Here is a 17599-nt window from a genome sequence, read left to right as displayed (position 1 = left end):
TTTACCGCTTTGTGTTATAATAGCATAAATTATGCATTTTGATAAGAAGACTATAAGAATTTTATTGGAATTTATCTTTATTTTTAGCATTTTTGTGCTTCCTCCAATCTTAAATACAGGCAATTTTACCCTCCCTTCTAAGCCGGAAGGATTTTTTAATATACTTGCCTTTATGGGAAAAATAGTTTTTTTGGCATCTTATGAAGAAATTCTATACCGCATATACCTACCCTTTAGGATAAAAAGCTTTTATGGAGAAAATTCCGGATTCTTTAAATCATGCTTTTTAAGCTCTGAAGTTTTTCCCATACTTTGTTTTGCCTTTGCTCACCGCTACATGGGTTCTTTTAATGTGCTTTATGCTATGGCAGCAGGCATTATTTTTAGACTTTTATATATTATAATCAAAAAAAATATTGAATCCAAACGGGAGAAAAAAACAGCTTTTATAGCGGCAGCTCTTTGTATAATATTGATACATTCGTTTCATAACGGAATTGTTTATTTTTTTATATTTAGAAATTAAATCCTGTAAGGGCTGAACATACTTCATATATTTTCTTATAGAGCAAAAGATTTTCTTCATAAACGGAAATCGGCTGCTTAGCATTAGGCCCAGATTCCTTTCCGCTATCTTCTCTCAACAAAAGATCAAAACCGATTATTGCGTTTGTCTTATCGGTTTTAATTTTTTCATCGATAAGGTTCAGTTTTTTTATACTATCTTTAAAAAAATCTTCTTCGATATGTTTTTTGCTTTTTAAAAGGGATAAAATAGTTTCACAAATATTCATGGCCTCTTTCGAAATATTTTCTGTTGTTTCCATATCGGCTTTTAGTTCTTTCATTGCAGAGTCAAGGCTTCGCTTATTTTCTTTAAATCTATTTGTATTTTTAAGGAAACATAGGGCATTAAGTTTTTCCTTTTTTATCTTCGCTGAATAAGAAGAGTTATCAGCCTTCAGTAAAAATCCCTCCTTGCTTAAAGCAGGCATGTTCGGAATTTTTAAGCCCCGCGGTAAAAGCTTATAGGTTTTAATATCGGGGAATTCTGCAATCTTACTTTCAAACCACCAAGCATACATCTCCATTCTCTTGTCGCTTAAAACCTTTCCCTCATAGCCTTCTTTTAATTGAGGTGAGGCGGAATAAAGACTCAGATGAGAAGCTGTTTCCGAAGGAAAAAACCTGTTTGAAAAAGCATTTACATCTTCTTCAAAGCGGCTCCCCTTAAAGTGGGTTTGAAAATCGGAAAAGGCTAAATCGAGGCCTGCAAAAATAATTTCAGGACAGCCTAAAATTCTTGCAAAATCCCAGCAAGCTGTTGCAACGGAACCGCCTGTAACAAGTTTCCCCTTTTCGCCTATAAGATTTTCTATATATTGAGCAAGGGGAAACATAGAGGTGCATAAAAACTTGGCTTTTGTTTTAAGACGGAAAACGGCCGGATATACGGAAGATTCGGTAATAAGAATCGAATCCGAAATGTCGAGATCTGCAAGATGAAGATAGTTCCAATATTGAGCATCCATTAAAAGAATAAAGTCGGGTTTTAGGCCATGCCTATGACAAGCCCTTACAGCCGTATCTGCCGCAATGATTATAAACTTATCTTCATTTTCCTTTACAAGATTTATCGTGTCATCCAAGCCGGGGCCGGCAGCGATTATCATGCAAGGATAAGAATAAAAAAGATTTTTTAGGTGCAAGATGCCGGGAAGATTTTCTACTTGTGTTTTGTTTTTTAAAAAATTTTTAAGCCAAAGTTTTCCGAATTTTTTTAAGGTATTTTTGTTTAAATTTGTTTTTTCATTCCTCCGTTTTTTTAAGGCTTCAAACTCTGAAAACCAAGAAGCACTTACATCAATCAAGGAATGAATTTTAAAAATCGGAAGCGCAAAAAAAGATTTGCTTTCAAAAAAATCCAACACATCTTTCGGATAAAGGCCTAAAAGAAGAATCAGATTTTCGTGCATAAAAAAATCATCCAAAGGACGGCTTTGTAAAAAAAGAAAAAAAACAAAGAGGTCGGGCTCAATTATAATCAGCGAAGATTTAGGATATTTTTTTGCATAAAGTTCTTGAGTATAGCCCAAACCAAGACCGTAAAAAACACAAGAGCTTTTAGCCTTTTTATCTTCAAAAAAATCAAGGGAGATATTTTTTTCGGCCTCGCTTATAGGATTATATTTTGAATGAATGTATTTTCCGTTTATGCATGCAGTAAAAATCTTTTTATCTTTTCCTTTTAACTTTGTTTCTTCAAGATAATAGCTTTTAGAAATTCTTTCGGCAAATTGTTTAATACCGATTTCGGAGTCAAGCCCTAAGGCAGCAGAGAGCTCCGGGAACCGGCGAGTAAAAAGTTCCGCATTATAAAAAAGGTTCTTGTACAAAATTTCACGATTGCCGGCGCTTTCTTTATTCGAGATTGAGCTCAATTTTCATTCCTTTTTTAAGAGGTGTGCCGGGCGGAGGAGTTTGAGAGACGACATATCCGTTACCTGTAATTTTTACCGAAAAGTCTTTTTGTAAAAGAAGCTCAAGTAAAAGTTTTTTTGGAACTCCCGTTAAGTCCGGCATCTTATCTTTTAGAACTATTGATTTACTATCGGTTATAGATATTCTTCCCGTATGCTCCACTGTAGGAGCGTTTTCACGGGCTAAGCCCAAATAATCGATAATCTCGTTGGAGGCCTCAGAGATTGCAGGAGCGGCAATTACGGAGCCGTATATTTGTCCGACAGGTTTTATAACTGCCGTATACAAAATAATCTTTGGGTCATCTGCCGGGAAAATTCCTATACAGCTTGAAATAAAATCGGTTTTACTGTAGCCTCCGCCCTTCTCGTTTGCCATCTGAGCTGTTCCGGTTTTAACGGCAATAGGAACACCGTTGATAGATGCCCTCCAAGCTATACCCTCTATGGAGCCTGTTCGCATATAGCTTAAAAGCAGATCGGCATTTTTTTCAGAAATTACCTTGTTTATGCTTGTAGGCTTATGAAGATATACAATGTTTTCATTTTTATCCGCTATTTTTGAAATAAGGGAGAGCTTTAAAGTTGTTCCTCCGTTAGTAAAAGCTGTTGCTGCCTCCACCAGCTGTAATGCGGAAACTCCTATTTCCTGCCCCATAGCGATTGTGTGCTTTGTACGAATCGACCAATTTTGAGGAGAGGAAAAGATTCCGGCCGTTTCTCCGGGCAGGGTAATACCTGTTTTTTCGCCGAAACCGAAAAGCCGAAGTTTGTTATAAAAAGCATTTTTTTCGGTAATATCGGCAATCTGGGCAGTTGCATCATTACAGGAAAGGCGGATTATATCGCGGGGGCTTACCTTTCCATGAGACTTTAAACAGGTGATGGGTTTTACATTGGGTCTGTTAAATTCAAAAAGAGCATTGCAGTCATAGATATCCCCGTCCTTAGTAGTACCCAATTCCAAAAAGGCAGCCATAGAAAATATCTTAAAAACCGACCCCGGCTCATAAACATAGTTTGCAGGACGGTCAAAACGCTGTTCAGGAGTGCTTTCGATAAAATTTGCAAGGGAAGCAGATGGGGAATTTACATAGGCAAGGATTTCTCCCGTCTTTGCATCAACTGCAAGAAAAACAGCCGACTCCGCCTTTGTTTCTTCCATCGTTTTAGATATAATTTTTTCAAGCATGTATTGAATGTTTCCGTCTATGCTCAAATAAACATCGTAGCCCTTGCCCGTATAGCCCTTTGTTTCAGGAGGAGGAGAGAGAATATTTTGAAGAGAGTATTCAATACCTGTTTTTCCCCTGCCGTCATCTCCTAAAAAACCTACGACTGTAGAGGCTAAGGTATTTTCAGGATAGGTTCGGTTAAATACAGATTCAAACCTAAGACCGCTTAATTTATTTTCATCTATAATTGTTTTAACCAAATCCTTTTCACTTTCGCTCATTCTTTTTTTTAAATATAAAAAATTGGATTTGGAATCTTGAATTTTTTCTATGAGGTCTGATTCGTTTTGCATTAAAACAGGGGCCAAGACCTTCGCCGCCTCGGCAGGATTTTTCATAAGGGTTTTATCGGCATAAAGATTATAGATAGTTGTCTGAACTGCAAGGATTTTTTTATTTCTGTCATATATAGTCCCCCTTTCGGTCGAAACCTTAGGCGTAATAACTACAGGTTCTTTCATTATCATATACTTTGCAAATTGGAGTATAAGAAAACCTGTGAACAATATTACAAGACTTATAAAAAACCAAAACCGGGGCTTTGAAATAAAACTATCTACTTCTTCCATATAAAAACCTTACCGTAAATACCGTCAACGAGGACAAAACCGTAATCGCGGGAATCATGAGACTCTTTTAGATTATCTCCCAAGGCTAAAACATAACCCGCCGGAACCCGCACTTGTTCTTCATCGGACATACCGCCTAAATTGCGGAATTGTACAGCCGTCAAGGGTATATCTTTTCCGGAAACATTCATCGAATAATCGTAATTGTACCCTAATTTTTTAGAAAATTCTATAGGTTCTTCCGAAATACCTAAACATCTTTTTACGGTAAAATGCCCGTCTTTTCGGTACACGATTATATCGCCGCTTTTAGGCCTTGCCCAACGGAAAATATACTTATTATTTAAAGGATGTTTTATACCGTAGGCAAACTTAAAAATAAATACACAGTCCCCGTCCTTTAAAGAAGGCTCCATAGAAGGGCCTGAAACCTTCTTTACATCAAAGACACAAGCCTTGATAAAAGCAAAAAAAAATATAAAGCAAAAAAAATAAAAGAGTTTTCTTTTAGTTTTTTTAAACACCTTTTAGCCTTAACCTACTTAAACATCTTTTTTATCGAGCCGAAAACTCCGCGGGTAATTTCTCTGCCTACCGTGCGGGTCATGCTGTCAACCAAGACACGGCCCAGCCTCCCGGCTTCGCTTCTTTGTTTTTTATTTTGACTCTCTTCCAAACGGCGCCTTGCATTTTCTGCCCGTATTCGGGCATTCTCGGCCCTGATTAAGGCCGCCTCTTCTTTTGCCTTTGCAGCGGCCTCCTTAGTAAGGCGTTTTTCTTCAAGTTCTCTTTCGGCAACAAGCTTCTTTTCTTCAAACCTGCCCGTAAGAATTTCATAGGCGGATTCCCTGTCGATTATATCCTTGTACTTATAAAGAAGGGGCGACTCTTCAACAATAGCTTTGAGTTTTACCTCTCCTACGGTTCCTATCTTACTCTTAGGAGGAGCTATCAGAACCCTTTGACTTACAGATGGACTTCCGTCTTCCTGTAAGAGGGAAACAAGGGCTTCACCCGTTTTAAGCTCTGTAAGAACCTTAGCCGTATCGAATTTAGGATTAGACCTGAAAGTTTCGGCCGAAAGCTTTATGGCCTTTTGGTCCTTGGGAGTAAATGCCCTGAGAGCATGTTGAAATTTATTTCCCAACTGGCTTAAAATACTTTCAGGCAAATCGGCAGGATTTTGCGTAACAAAGAAAACTGCAACACCCTTTGAACGGATAAGCCTGATCATGGTCTCTATCTTTTCGATGAGGACTGAAGATAAATTATTAAAAAGAAGATGAGCTTCATCAAAAAAGAAAACGATTTTCGGTTTTTCCGTGTCTCCGGCTTCAGGGAGGTTTTCATAAAGCTCGGACAAAAACCAAAGCAAAAATGTCGAGTAAAGATTAGGCCGTTGATAAAGGCTCGTAGAATTTAAAATGTTTATATAGCCCCTCCCGTCCGAGGTAAGCTTAAAAAAATCGGCAATTTCCAAGGCAGGCTCTGCAAAAAAATTATCGGCACCCTCTCCTTCCAAAATGAGGAGAGCCCGTTGAATTGCTCCTATTGAAGAATCGGAAATATTACCGTATTTAAGCTTTAAGTCTTTGCTGTTTTCGCCTATATAAACCAAGATCGATTTTAGGTCTTTTATGTCCAAAAGAAGTAATCCATCCTCATCTGCTACTCTAAAGGCAATGTTTAGAACACCTGCTTGAACCTCGTTTAAATTTAAAAGTTTGGATAGAAGAAGGGGCCCCATCTCAGATATGGTAGTGCGGATGGGATGACCGGTTTCTTTTAAGATACTCCAAAGGCGTATAGGATAGGATTTAAACTCGAATTCGGAAAGCCCCAAAAGGCCAAGTCTTTCGTTTATTTTTTGATTAGCCTCGCCCTTTTCGGCAAAACTGCATAAGTCTCCCTTTACATCGGGCAAAAAAACGGGAACACCCATGTCGCTAAAAGCCTCTGCAATTACCTTTAAGGTAATAGTCTTCCCCGTTCCCGTAGCCCCCGCAATGAGGCCGTGCCTATTTGCACGATTAGGCAGAAGTTCTACCCTGCTCTCTCCTACGCCGATAAAAATTCCTTTTTCCATTATAAGCCTCCTAATCTCCCAAGACTTCCATATTCGGAATCATAATGCTTTTAGGGCCGAAATAATTTGAATGTTGCACCCTTTCCTTTGAAAAGTAAAATTGTTTTTGGGCATCAAACATGTTTCCCGAAATTGAGCCGTTATTTATTATGTGCAGAGCCTTTCCGTCAAAATAGCGGGCAAGCCTAAACTCGCCGCCGAAGTCTCCGGTTACCTCATCCTGAAAAAAATCGGAAAATGTTAATATTTCGACATAGGGCTCTTTTTTTAGGTCGGCTTCCGTTTTAGCTCCTGCACCGACTTCAAAATTTATTATATTGCCCGTGGGTTCTACATTTAAGTAATGAGCAAACTTTATAGAGCCGTGGTAAGTTTTTACAATGCCGTCCTTATAAAGCTCGTGCTCTTTTAAAAGAAGACCGTCCCCGTCGTAGGGAGCGGAATAAGGAGAGCCCGCCATATTGGGAACGAGCTTGATGTTAACCTTGTCTCCTTTTACCCCGCTTCCTTGAAAGTTTTCTCCCAACTTAGCAGCGGAAGACTTTGTATAAACCATCGAAGCGGAGGCTTGCGAAATATAAAAGTCAAAAAAAGAAGCGGCTGCCGTATTTGTGATTATTACATTGACCGATTTAAGATGCTTGGCCTTTTCGGCGAGAGCCCTTTCTTCAGTTTCCTTTAATTGCTCCGAAACCATATTGTCTATGAGCTTTTCACTTTCAGTCGAAAAAGAATTATCTCCGTAAATTTCAACTTCTTCTTTACCGATAGAACAATCCGTTATAACTTCGATATAGCCCTTGTATTTTTTAAACCGAACATCCACGCCTTCGGAGTTTACTATTTGGACTTCCATGTTGTCGATAAAGATTTCGGTAGAGTTTATTTCGGCCTTCGTATCCCGCTTTTTATAAATTGCCTTTTGAATCTTGACCAATTCTTCATTTAAGTTTTCGGTATCGAATGAAGAAGAAATACTAAAGGGCTTTTCGGAAGAAGGACGGCTAAGAGGATACCATTCGTTTTTAACAAATTGAGCGGCAAAAGCAGCCTCTTCAATTTTTTTGTTTATTTCCTCTTCGTCCATTGTGGGCGAAAGACTTACATCGGCAGAACCTCTGTATTTTTTCCCGGCCTCTTCAAAATCTTTATAAACCGTGAGCGAGGTATGAAGAACATTTTTTGCACGGTTCATATCCATCTTATCCCTTACCAAAAACATCTCGCCCGATTTTATCTTTGTAAGAACAAGCCTGTATCCGTCTATATTTTTTTTATTCTTTAAAATAGAAATTATCTTATCTTTCATTATCCAAGTCTCCCCCGTGCCTTAATATATCCGCCTCCTGCAGAGGTTCTTACATATTCTTTATAACCTTTTCCGCAAAAACCGGAACCGCCTAGCTCAAAGTCTTCATCGCCTGAAATCATAGAAATCGAGGAAAGAAGTTCGGGAACATAGCCGGTCAAAAAAATCGGGCCGACTATTTTGCCTGTAAGTTTTCCGTCCTTTATTTCGTATCCCTTTTCGACCGCACATTGAATGCCCCAGTTTTTAGGGTCTTCCATGCCGCTAAAATAGCCGTCCAAAAGATAGCCAAAATCTACGGACCTTATCATCTCATCGAGGGAAGATTTTTTTGTACTGAAAAAGGTGTTGGTCATTCGGGTGTAGGCCTTGCGTTCAAAGGATTCCCTCTTTCCGTTCCCTGTTGGTTTTATACCTAAGCTCAAGGCCGAAAGGGTGTCGCAGATTCCACGCTTTAAAATTCCTTTTTCGATAATCTGCGTATCTTGAGCCAAGACTCCTTCATCATCAAAAAGATAGGAAGAAACCTGCTCCGCAGCGGCAGCCCCGTCGTGCATATCGGTAATTTCGGAAGCGACCTTCTTGCCGATAAACTCCTTAGCCTTTGCGCGGTTTTTAACGAACATATCCATCTCGACCCCGTGCCCGAAGGCTTCATGGGCTATAAGGCCCGTAACATTTTGCTTACAGATAATATCGTAAACTCCCGGCTTAATCCTTTCGGCATCCAAAAGCTCCTTTGTTGCATCAATGCTTTTTTTGATATTGTCTTCAACTTTGTGTAAAATTTCCATGCCGCAGTTTCCCGAAAAAGCTTGGTAGCTGTACTTTACAGCCTCGCCCTTTTTTAAATAAGGAATAAGATAAGAAATTGCATAAGCATAGGCCTGTTCCAAATCTTTTTTTTGCGAAAGGAAAATTTTGCAAACGGAAACCTCTTCATACCTGACCTGAAAATCTATCATTTCGGGGCAATAGTCAAATCCCTTTTTCATTACGGATTCAAGCCTTTTTATTTTTTGCTCGTCATTCATCGAATCAAAACTTTCTTTTACTTCGGCATAAAAGCTTTTTGTTAAAGCCTCTTCCTCAACTACGGGATACTTAATTCTTTCAAGGTTTTTCGATTTTAAAAACTCAATATCGGTTTTTGCAATACGCCTGATTTCTTTTTTGATATTTTCGGCATCAATTACATCGAAAGAATACTCCGAATATCCCAGACCATTATAAACCCGCAAGACAAAACCTCTTTCGGTCGAAAAAGAATCCCCAACCGAAACAGCCGTTTTGCGTACCGAATAAGATTTTCCCTTTGAGTCACTCCCCAAAATCGAAACATATTCAAATTCTTTAGAAAGCTCTTCTATCAGTTTTTTTAAGACAGGTTTACTGTCCGTTAAAAACTTACTCATCATTTGCTTCATCTTTATAATACCTCCAAATTGGGCTTAAAGTTCAAATAAAATTATTAATTTTTCTCTATCAGCTTTGCCAAGTTTTCTGACGTGAAGCCTAGGTGTTCTGCAACCTTGGCTCCGGGGGCTGAGGTACCGAAACGCTCAATCGAAAAATTATCGCACTTACAGCCTGTCCACCCTTCCCAGCCTTGAGAGATTCCCGCTTCGGCGGTAATAACACGGATATGCTTTTTACATCCGCCCAAAACTCCATGTTTAAAATCCTTAGGCGAGTTTTCAAACCTTTCTTTAGACATGACGGAAACAACTCTGACCTTCTTATCCTTTACAAGGCTTGCAGCCTTTACTGCCATACTTACCTCGGAACCCGTAGCCAAAACCGTTACATCAGGAGTCCTATCCGGCTTGCCTACCGTACAGCCTGAGGCCGAAGCCTCTACATCCTTTACAATATATGCACCGTTTTTAATCGATTCCCTCCAAAAAAGATCGCTCTTTTCCAAGACAGGTAAATTTTGGCGGCTTAGGATTAAACATACGGGGCCGTCCTTGTGTAAGAGAGCCTGCTTCCATGCTTCCCCTGTTTCCTCTGCATCGGCAGGGCGTAAAACAAGCACATTCGGAATAGCCCGCAATGAGGCTAAAAGTTCTATGGGCTGATGGGTTGGGCCGTCCTCCCCTACAAAGATTGAATCATGGGTAAATACATAGATTGAAGGAAGCTTCATCAGGGCTGCAAGGCGGAGAGCAGGGCGTAGATAATCGGCAAAGACCAAGAAGGTAGCACAAAAAGCCCTAAAACCTCCATGAAGCTGAATGCCGTTTGTGATTGTCCCCATTGCAAATTCCCTGATACCGAAATAAATATATCTTCCCGAAGGATTTTGATGAGAAAAGGCTGAAATTCCGTCCAAGCCTACGGCATTGGGGCCTTCCAAATCGGCAGAACCTCCGACAAGATTGGGAAGAACTTTTGCAAACTCGTTTAAGGCCTTTTTTGAGGCGGCACGGGTTGCAATGCTTTCATCCTTTTTGAATTCTGGGAGCTTTACAGATTTTACAAGGGCTTCATCAGCTCCGCCTTTGGCAAAGGAAAGATCCCATTCTTTTCTTTTTTCTGGATTGGCCTTTGACCAGACTTCAAAGGTTTTATTCCATTCGGCTTCAGCAAGAGCCAGCTCTTCATTTCTCTTTTTAAAGAAAGCATAAGCCTCTTCTGCAACATAGAAATCTCCTTTTCCTTCAAGTAAAAGATTTTTCTTGGCTTCGGCAATGCCGTCTTTTCCTAAGGGAGCGCCGTGTGCCTTGTTTTTGCCTGCAACCGTCGGAGCCCCCTGACCTATAACGGACTTTAAGATAATAAGAGTCGGCCTTTCATCTTTTTTGGCTTCAAGAGTCAGGCGTTCAATATCTTCAAAGGAGTACATCGAGCCCCGCAATACCTGCCAGCCGTAGGCCTTGTACCTTTCTTCGATGTTTTCGGTAAATGTTAAGTCGGTCGAACCGTCGATAGTAATCTTATTTTCATCATAATAAACAATGAGCTTTCCTAATTTTAAGTGGCCTGCCAAACTGGAGCTTTCTGAGGAAACGCCCTCCATCAAACAGCCCTCACCCACAAGGGCATAAGTATAATGGTCTACTATTTTATGCTCGGCTGTGTTAAAGCGGGCGGCAAGCATCTTTTCGGCAATGGCCATACCTACGGCTGTAGAAATTCCCTGACCCAAGGGTCCTGTGGTAGTTTCAACACCGGGAGTGTCGCCGTATTCGGGATGCCCCGGACATTTGGAGCCGAGCTGCCTAAAACTTTTTATATCTTCTATTGAAACATCGTAGCCTGAAATATGTAAGGCTGAATACAAAAGCATCGAACCATGGCCTGCAGAAAGCACAAAGCGGTCCCTATCTTTCCAATCGGGATTTTTAGGATTGTGTTTTAAGATTTTAGCATACAGGGCAGCACCCAATTCGGCGGCTCCCAAAGGGAGCCCCGGATGCCCTGAATTGGCTTTTTCGATTGCGTCCATCGAAAGACTTCTGATTGAAAGAGCAATAGCTTCCAGTTCGTTTTTCATAAAAAACCTCCAAGATTATTTTTAGGTGAGAGCCGATATTTTATTTCTGATTTCGACCTTCACATCAGTATATACATAAGACAGATTTTCAAGAGACATAGACATTACTTCAATAAAATTGGAATCTTCCGGAGACATAGCAGCAACAAATTCGCTCCATTGGAATATCTTGTCAAAAATTTGGTAGAGCATCAAAGGGGACTGCCCATCAAAGTCGGAAGTTTTCAGTTTAGCTTCCGAAATCTCATTAAAAAATAAAAGTAGATTTTTATAAAAATAAACCAAGGCAGAACGCAAATCTTTTGCAGCATCTTCTTTAAAGGGATTATAGCTTTTAATCTCAATATCGTAATAGGCTTCTAAATAATTTTTACATTTTAAAGATATACTTTCATAATCAGGCATAAATTTAGGAATAAACAAAGAAAGGCCTTCATTTATAAAGAGGAGTTTAGTCTCCTCATTAAAGCGTTCCATATAATGTGAAGATAAAAAGTCCAGAACAAAACATCTGATCATTCCTGCCGTTACGGGTCTTCTTATCGATTCAAAAAAATCATCTATTGCATCTTCCCCGACCGGATAATCAAACCATTTATCAGGATTTTTTATAGGTTCGTTTAAAACCCAAAATTTTTCTTCTATGCCGTAGGGTACAATACCGAAAACATCCTTCCGTTCAAAAAACAATTCCATGGGTGCGGCTTTTTTACTGAAAATTATGTTTTCTCCCAAAAAATAGGAAAAAGAAACTATCTCCTGAGTGCTTGAATCCATTGGAAGAATTTGCAAGGCAGTTTTTACTGCACCCTCAAAAAGTGTAAACCAAACCGATATATCTTCTTCAGAAATTACAGGTTTCTTTTTTAAAATTTCAAACTCGGCCTTAGACCAATCCTTAATACGCACAAAAAAACGGATAGGTGAATCAAAACCGAATTGATCAAATACAGATGAAAAATCCCAAGCGCTCACGGCAAATTTAGAATTAGGAATAAAGCCTTCGTTAGAGTCGGAAAAAGATGCCATGTTTTCTTCATAGTCTTCACATAAAACATGGGAAATGTCGTTTTCGGTGTACAAAAATTAAAAAGAAGAAATTCTCTCAAAACTTAAATATAGCTTTTGTTTTGGGATTTCTTTTCCTTCATAAAAAAACTTTATATCATGGGCATACTTATCTGCAGGTAAAAAAGGTAAAAAACGGGAGCCGGGAATAAAGGATTCCATCTCTCGTTCCATTTTGGAAATTTGGACAGGGAATTCCTTACCGGAAAAAAAACAGTGCTTACTAGCCCAAATCCCATCGGGTGAATCAGGATCCGGAATAAAATAAGCTAAGGAAAAGGATATCAAAAAAGCACCTAAAATATCATCATCAATTCTTTTTAAGCCGATAGAATCTTTAAGCTCCTTGAGAGTAAAAATCTCTCCAATATTTTGTAAAAATAGATTAATTTCAGGCAATAAGGGTTCTAATTGGTCAAACATTGTCCGGCATTTTAACATATTAATCGTTTTTTTTCAAGATCGAGGGAAAAAGGAGTCGAAACTTGATTAAATGACAAAATATGGGAAAAGGAATATAATGAAGCGGAGGACAAATTTGAAGTTGAGGAGATTATTTGAATGAGTGATAAAATAAAAGAGTTTTGGATTAAATTTTGTAATGAAAAGAAATTGCCGAAAGATACAAAATATGAAGCTTGGAGTTTCGGCAATACAAAAGAGATGGCCGATGAATTGGCAAAATTAGTGAATTGTAACATCAAGACAGCTACGACCTCAGCATTTGAACTATATGAAATTGGAGAGGATATACCGCAGGTGGGAGAGTATAATATTATTCTCAATGGTTCAGAAGAGCCGGTATGTATTACGCAAACAAAGGTAGTGTATATCATGCCTTATAACTTAATTACACCAGAACATGCATGGCATGAAGGCGAAGGGGATAGGAGCTATCAATATTGGAAAGAGGTTCATGACAGCTTTTTTTGTGAAGAATATAAATCGGTTGGCAAAAATTTTTATGAACAAGCTCCTATGTTATGCGAAGTGTTTGAAAAAGTTTATTAGATAAATCCCGGTTTGTCGAAGTAAAACAATTAAATAAAATTACCAAGAGGAAGTAAAAGCAAATAGCCGATACTTTTTTTTATGTCCAAAAACCAAAAAACTTGGAAAAGAGAATTTATGGAAGCACTGAAAATACAGATAAAATATTCATCAGCACAGTAATGGATGTAATCACAACTATGTTAGAAATAAGATATGGAACAGTTTGCCAGCCGCTAAATTCTTAATCCACAACCCATAGTAGCGTATGCCGGAAGCACCATACCGGATAACGAGGACACAAGGCAAGAGTTAGGGCTATAAAACAAAGCAGAAATATGGTACAATACTACGGATATTGAGTAAGGCAAATTAGTATTATGGGAGATGGAAATGGATTTTATACATGATAGAAGCAGTAATATTCCTTTTAGCCTCCATGATAGCAAAATAAAAAAAATCATCTTTAATGACGACATATTGACATTAAAGATAGATAAATTATTTCGGTATACCAAAAATGGAGAAAAAATATATCCCGGAGATGTCGTATTTTATGGCAGTGACCTAGATGAATGTAGTGTTTGGATATTTGACAAAATTGTTTATGAGGGAGATTTTTCAGGGAAAGCCATCGGGTTAAAAGAATATATTGAAAAATTTTCCGGCATGGAGTTTGAAATTTTAACGGAAGGATACTTCGGATATAACACAACATATACAGGATTGCTTTGGGAAGAAGGAAAAGAGCCTGTGTCAGCCTCTATGTATATTTGGAATAGCGGCGATATGGTTTATAGGATTGATGAATAAATTAGAACTTTTAATAATAAAGGATGATAGACAAATATGTTATTTGAAGAAATTATGGTAAATCATAGTGAAAAGGAAATCATCAGCCTTTAAATGAGGAAATTAAAGAATATGTTAAGTGTTTAAGATAAAAAAGATCAAGCAAAAAAATCATCTATATAAACCGCCCTGCGTCTATACCGAAGATTTCAGAAAGCAAATAGGCGGTTTTGCGGCTTATAGGCTTTTGTCCTGTTTCCATGTTGGAGATAAACTGTTTTGTAACACCTAGTTTTTCAGCTAATTGTAATTGAGTAAGTTTATTAAGTGTTCGATAAAAACGCAAAGTCTTAGCAGGAGTTTGTCTTTTTTCGGCTTCTTTATACCAGTCCATCGTTGAAGCTTCGACATATTCACTTTTTTCGTCTTCAAGTATAAGATGTTTCTTATAGTAAGTTTTTAATATATTTAAAATATTTTCAGGAATATCTCCCGATACGGTAAAACTAGTATGGGGCATTTTCACGACTGCCAACATATTCGACCTCCACTATGAGTTTATTTTTTTCACATCTCCATACCGCTACCCATTTATAAAGTAAATGGCAGTGATAGGTATTTGCACTTAATTTACAGTAGTTATGATATTTAGGCTGTACGGGACCTGATTTTTTTATGTCTAAAATTAGATTATGCAGAATATCTTGAGCTTTTTCAGGCATAAGTCTGATTATTTTATCCAATTTTTTAGGCATAACTACTGTATATTCCATATCCATATAGTAATATATTTTTTATTACTTGTCAAGTCTATTTTAATTTTGATTTTTCAATCCCTTGAGCCCTTGTGCACCACGCTCCTTCCCTTGACTTTTTTTGATAATAAGTTAAAATAGTCTTATGAGTGAAATTAAATGTTTTGAGTGGGAAGACTCATTGAGTGTAGGATATAACACGATAGATTTGCATCATAAAAAGCTTTTGAACATAATGGGGCAATTTAAAGATTTGTTTGACTTACCTCAAGAAGAATACAAACTAAAAATCGGTAAAGTAATAAAAAGCTTATCCGACTACACATATTATCATTTTGAAGAAGAAGAAAAAGTAATGAAAGAATACGGTTATCCCTATTTAAAAGAACATGCAGAAATACATAAATCTTTTATAAAAAAAATCAGGGATGCAATTGTACCTCTAGCCTCCGGCGATATCGAAACGGGACTTCAATTCTACGATTTTTTGGGTAAATGGCTCGTCGAGCACATAGCCGGAGCCGATCACGAATGGTCGGAATACATCCATAAAAACCATCCCGATGCAGCCTTTTGATATTTAAGCGAATTTAACTGCAAACCTACAAAAGACCTTAATAAGTAATCATTTTTTAGAAGACCGCTTATTGAGCTTAAATTTTTCAGTCAAAAAAGAAAGCTTTGTTTCTGAAATGATAATCGAAATAAATATACAAGAACAGCCCAAAGCAAGAGCAGGTGTAAATTTTTCATCCGTAACTATTATCGAAAGAAAGATACTGAACACCGATTCAAGAGAAAAAATAAGGGCAGCCGTAGTCGGCGGAGTGTTCTTTTGTCCCACAGCTTGAAGTAAAACGCATAGAGCCGTACAAAGCACCGTTAAATAAGCAAGAGTAAAAATAGACTGAGAATTCCAAATTGTACCTGAATTGTCCTCAAACAAAAGAGAAAAAATAAGGGCATAGCTTCCTGCAAAGGCAAATTGAACAATCGTTATAAGGGCTGTATCAAGGTCTTCCATGAGTTTAGGCAAAAAAACTATATAAACGGCAAATATAAAACTGCTTATAAGAGAAAAGACATCTCCCCAATTTATGCCGCTGGAATTTTCCAAAATCAAATCCGGCATCGATATGGTAAGTATGCCTGTAAAACAAAGGAAGGCAGCAAAAAGATTGAATTTATCCGGCTTCTTTTTTAAGATAAGAGCATTTACAAAAGGAACAATAACACAATAGGTTGCTACTAAAAATGAGCTCCGTCCCGGTAAACCTCCTGCAGTAGTAATTGCAATAGCCTGCAGAGAGTAACCTGCAAACATAATAAAGCCTAAAAACATTCCGGCCTTTAAATAACGCTTGTCAAGTTTTTTAAGCCGTTTAAAAAATACGGCACAAAGAATTAAGCAGGCGGGCAAAAAACGGCAAGCCAATAAAAAATTAGGTTTAAAAAAATCATTTGTACTGCTGACAGCAACAAATGTGCTTCCCCATAAAAGAGTTGCAGAAAAAAGGGCAAGCCGTGAAAAAATTTTAACACGTCTTGCTGTTTGTAAATTCTCAGACATAAAAATCCCTAAAAACCAAATTTTAAAATTCTAATCTAATATTCAAAGGAAAGAGAAAAGTCTATCCCCAGTTTAGGCTGTTCCCAGGGCTTGTTTCCCAATTCCTTTAAAAAAGCGGAAAAATCTATTTGAAAATATGTAAAATTAAGCCCGCAGCCGAAATGAGGGTAACATTCCGTCATTCCCAAGGTAAAGCTCAAAACCTCATGAAAGATTATTTCCGTTCCAAAAGCTATGTTAAGAAAAGGGCTTTTATTTTTATTAAAAATAGGGAGAAGGAGGTTCTGATAATCCAGATAAAAAGACCATGAAGAAACCATTGGCCATACATCCTTTCCTATCGGTATAGAGCCTATTCCTATACTTAAATTCGGTAAAAGAGTCTTATATTGTGTTTTGCCGGCAGGACGGGCTTTTTTATAATCATCAAAATTATTATAAGGAGTTAAAAAAACAGGAGTATAGGCATCCCTGCATGTGATTCCTAAAATAAAGTAATCTTCACATTTATATAAAAAACCGGCATCTAAACCTACTGCATTTACCAATACAATATTTAGATCTTTAAAAGCCGAATTAGCTGCCGACGCCATATAAACTTGATTTTTATTTAAGGCATAAGAGAATGTTTGAAAAAAGCCTTTCATCTGAAAACCGAGAGATACCTTATTTACGGTATCATCATAAAGACATATACCGTAGCCTCCTGTCAAAAAAAGTTCTTCTCCTATTAGAAGTTTTTTCATAATAGAGGCTTCTACATCAGCATGAAGAATAGATCTATTAAAAAGGCCTACTGCAAAATTTTTATCGGAAAAACTAAAAGCTATTGGACCTGTAGCATTAAAATCAAAAAAAGTTTTATTGTTTTTATAAAGATGGTTTGTAAAAGTCTTTATTTTTTCAGAAGCTGTAAGGGCACTTATTCCTCCAAAACTATCTTCATTTGCATGTAAAGCAATTTTCCCAAAAGACCATTTTTTTGTTAAAAACGGAAAAACCGCAGGATTTGTAAATAGGCGGTCTCTTTCGGATTGATCAGCAGTAAAACAAGCTCCCAGTCCGTTTATTCGAGGCGAAATTACGGAAGGAGGCACAGGCTCGGGCATAGCAAACTGAGCAAAGCATAAAGAGCCCAAAACCATACAAAAAAACAAAGAACATAAACTTTTTTTCACTTCTACCTCCACTTGTATTTGCGGTAAATCTTAAATAACTTATAAAATTATTTTATCATAAAATAAGC

General features: G+C 37.7%; 17 protein-coding genes. 4 read left to right on the top strand and 13 right to left on the bottom strand.

Annotation, left to right across the window (positions count from 1 at the left end):
* Positions 1-31 precede the first annotated feature (31 nt).
* Positions 32-526, top strand: coding sequence for a CPBP family glutamic-type intramembrane protease (locus E4N78_RS06270; protein WP_255812179.1), 495 nt, complete (start codon positions 32-34; stop codon positions 524-526).
* Here E4N78_RS06270 and E4N78_RS06265 read toward each other — a convergent pair.
* Genes E4N78_RS06265 through E4N78_RS06225 form a run of 9 tightly spaced genes read right to left on the bottom strand, consistent with a single transcriptional unit; the run spans position 516 to position 12669 of the window.
* Positions 516-2441, bottom strand: a complete 1926-nt coding sequence (locus E4N78_RS06265; RefSeq protein WP_255812178.1) for a motility associated factor glycosyltransferase family protein — start codon at positions 2439-2441, stop codon at positions 516-518. The two genes, E4N78_RS06270 and E4N78_RS06265, sit on opposite strands and share 11 nt — an antisense overlap.
* On the bottom strand, positions 2422-4284 hold the full coding sequence (locus tag E4N78_RS06260; protein WP_255812177.1) for a penicillin-binding protein: 1863 nt from the start codon (positions 4282-4284) through the stop codon (positions 2422-2424). Before E4N78_RS06260 ends, E4N78_RS06265 begins: the two co-directional genes overlap by 20 nt.
* A complete protein-coding gene (gene lepB, locus E4N78_RS06255) occupies positions 4272-4808 on the bottom strand; it encodes a signal peptidase I (RefSeq protein ID WP_255812176.1) in 537 nt (178 codons plus the stop codon). The genes E4N78_RS06260 and lepB overlap by 13 nt, the downstream gene beginning before the upstream one ends.
* A 14-nt stretch (positions 4809-4822) precedes the next feature.
* Positions 4823-6370, bottom strand: a complete 1548-nt coding sequence (locus E4N78_RS06250; RefSeq protein ID WP_255812175.1) for a helicase HerA-like domain-containing protein — start codon at positions 6368-6370, stop codon at positions 4823-4825.
* A gap of 10 nt (positions 6371-6380) precedes the next feature.
* Positions 6381-7679, bottom strand: a complete 1299-nt coding sequence (locus tag E4N78_RS06245; protein WP_255812174.1) for a metallopeptidase TldD-related protein — start codon at positions 7677-7679, stop codon at positions 6381-6383.
* Positions 7679-9106: a TldD/PmbA family protein gene (locus E4N78_RS06240; RefSeq protein WP_255812173.1), complete on the bottom strand. Its 1428-nt coding sequence runs from the start codon at positions 9104-9106 to the stop codon at positions 7679-7681. Before E4N78_RS06240 ends, E4N78_RS06245 begins: the two co-directional genes overlap by 1 nt.
* 44 nt (positions 9107-9150) lie before the next feature.
* Complete coding sequence (tkt, locus tag E4N78_RS06235; protein WP_255812172.1) at positions 9151-11178, bottom strand: transketolase; 2028 nt, start codon at positions 11176-11178, stop codon at positions 9151-9153.
* 21 nt (positions 11179-11199) lie between these two features.
* Positions 11200-12261 (bottom strand): hypothetical protein, encoded by a 1062-nt coding sequence (locus E4N78_RS06230; RefSeq protein ID WP_255812171.1) that lies wholly within the window; start codon positions 12259-12261, stop codon positions 11200-11202.
* A 3-nt stretch (positions 12262-12264) separates the two neighbouring features.
* Entirely contained in the window at positions 12265-12669 is a 405-nt protein-coding gene (locus E4N78_RS06225; RefSeq protein ID WP_255812170.1) for a hypothetical protein, read from the bottom strand.
* Positions 12670-12807: 138 nt separating this feature from the next.
* Between E4N78_RS06225 and E4N78_RS06220 the strand changes: the two genes are divergently transcribed.
* Together E4N78_RS06220 and E4N78_RS06215 are read left to right on the top strand one after the other, a co-directional pair.
* Positions 12808-13257 carry an ASCH domain-containing protein gene (locus E4N78_RS06220; protein WP_255812169.1) on the top strand — a complete coding sequence of 150 codons (450 nt, stop codon included), beginning with the start codon at positions 12808-12810 and terminating at the stop codon, positions 13255-13257.
* Between the two features lie 372 nt (positions 13258-13629).
* Positions 13630-14049 carry a hypothetical protein gene (locus tag E4N78_RS06215; RefSeq protein WP_255812168.1) on the top strand — a complete coding sequence of 140 codons (420 nt, stop codon included), beginning with the start codon at positions 13630-13632 and terminating at the stop codon, positions 14047-14049.
* Positions 14050-14203: 154 nt separating this feature from the next.
* Here E4N78_RS06215 and E4N78_RS06210 read toward each other — a convergent pair whose 3' ends face one another.
* Both E4N78_RS06210 and E4N78_RS06205 read right to left on the bottom strand, forming a co-directional pair.
* Positions 14204-14566 carry a helix-turn-helix domain-containing protein gene (locus tag E4N78_RS06210; RefSeq protein ID WP_010691033.1) on the bottom strand — a complete coding sequence of 121 codons (363 nt, stop codon included), beginning with the start codon at positions 14564-14566 and terminating at the stop codon, positions 14204-14206.
* The gene (locus E4N78_RS06205) at positions 14535-14801 is read right to left on the bottom strand and encodes a hypothetical protein (RefSeq protein ID WP_255812167.1); all 267 of its coding nucleotides are present in this window, start codon (positions 14799-14801) and stop codon (positions 14535-14537) included. Before E4N78_RS06205 ends, E4N78_RS06210 begins: the two co-directional genes overlap by 32 nt.
* A 127-nt stretch (positions 14802-14928) precedes the next feature.
* Here E4N78_RS06205 and E4N78_RS06200 point away from each other — a divergent pair, with 127 nt between their 5' ends.
* On the top strand, positions 14929-15360 hold the full coding sequence (locus E4N78_RS06200; protein WP_255812166.1) for a bacteriohemerythrin: 432 nt from the start codon (positions 14929-14931) through the stop codon (positions 15358-15360).
* A 48-nt stretch (positions 15361-15408) separates the two neighbouring features.
* Here E4N78_RS06200 and E4N78_RS06195 read toward each other — a convergent pair whose 3' ends face one another.
* Both E4N78_RS06195 and E4N78_RS06190 read right to left on the bottom strand, forming a co-directional pair.
* Complete coding sequence (locus tag E4N78_RS06195) at positions 15409-16353, bottom strand: DMT family transporter (RefSeq protein ID WP_255812165.1); 945 nt, start codon at positions 16351-16353, stop codon at positions 15409-15411.
* 35 nt (positions 16354-16388) lie between these two features.
* Positions 16389-17531, bottom strand: a complete 1143-nt coding sequence (locus tag E4N78_RS06190) for a hypothetical protein (RefSeq protein WP_255812163.1) — start codon at positions 17529-17531, stop codon at positions 16389-16391.
* Positions 17532-17599: the final 68 nt, after the last annotated feature.

The organism is Treponema denticola (genome assembly GCF_024400535.1).
Classification (GTDB): Bacteria; Spirochaetota; Spirochaetia; order Treponematales; family Treponemataceae; genus Treponema_B; species Treponema_B denticola_C.
The sequence above is the reverse complement of the archived record's forward strand: the minus strand, read 5'-3'. Positions and strand labels throughout refer to the sequence as shown.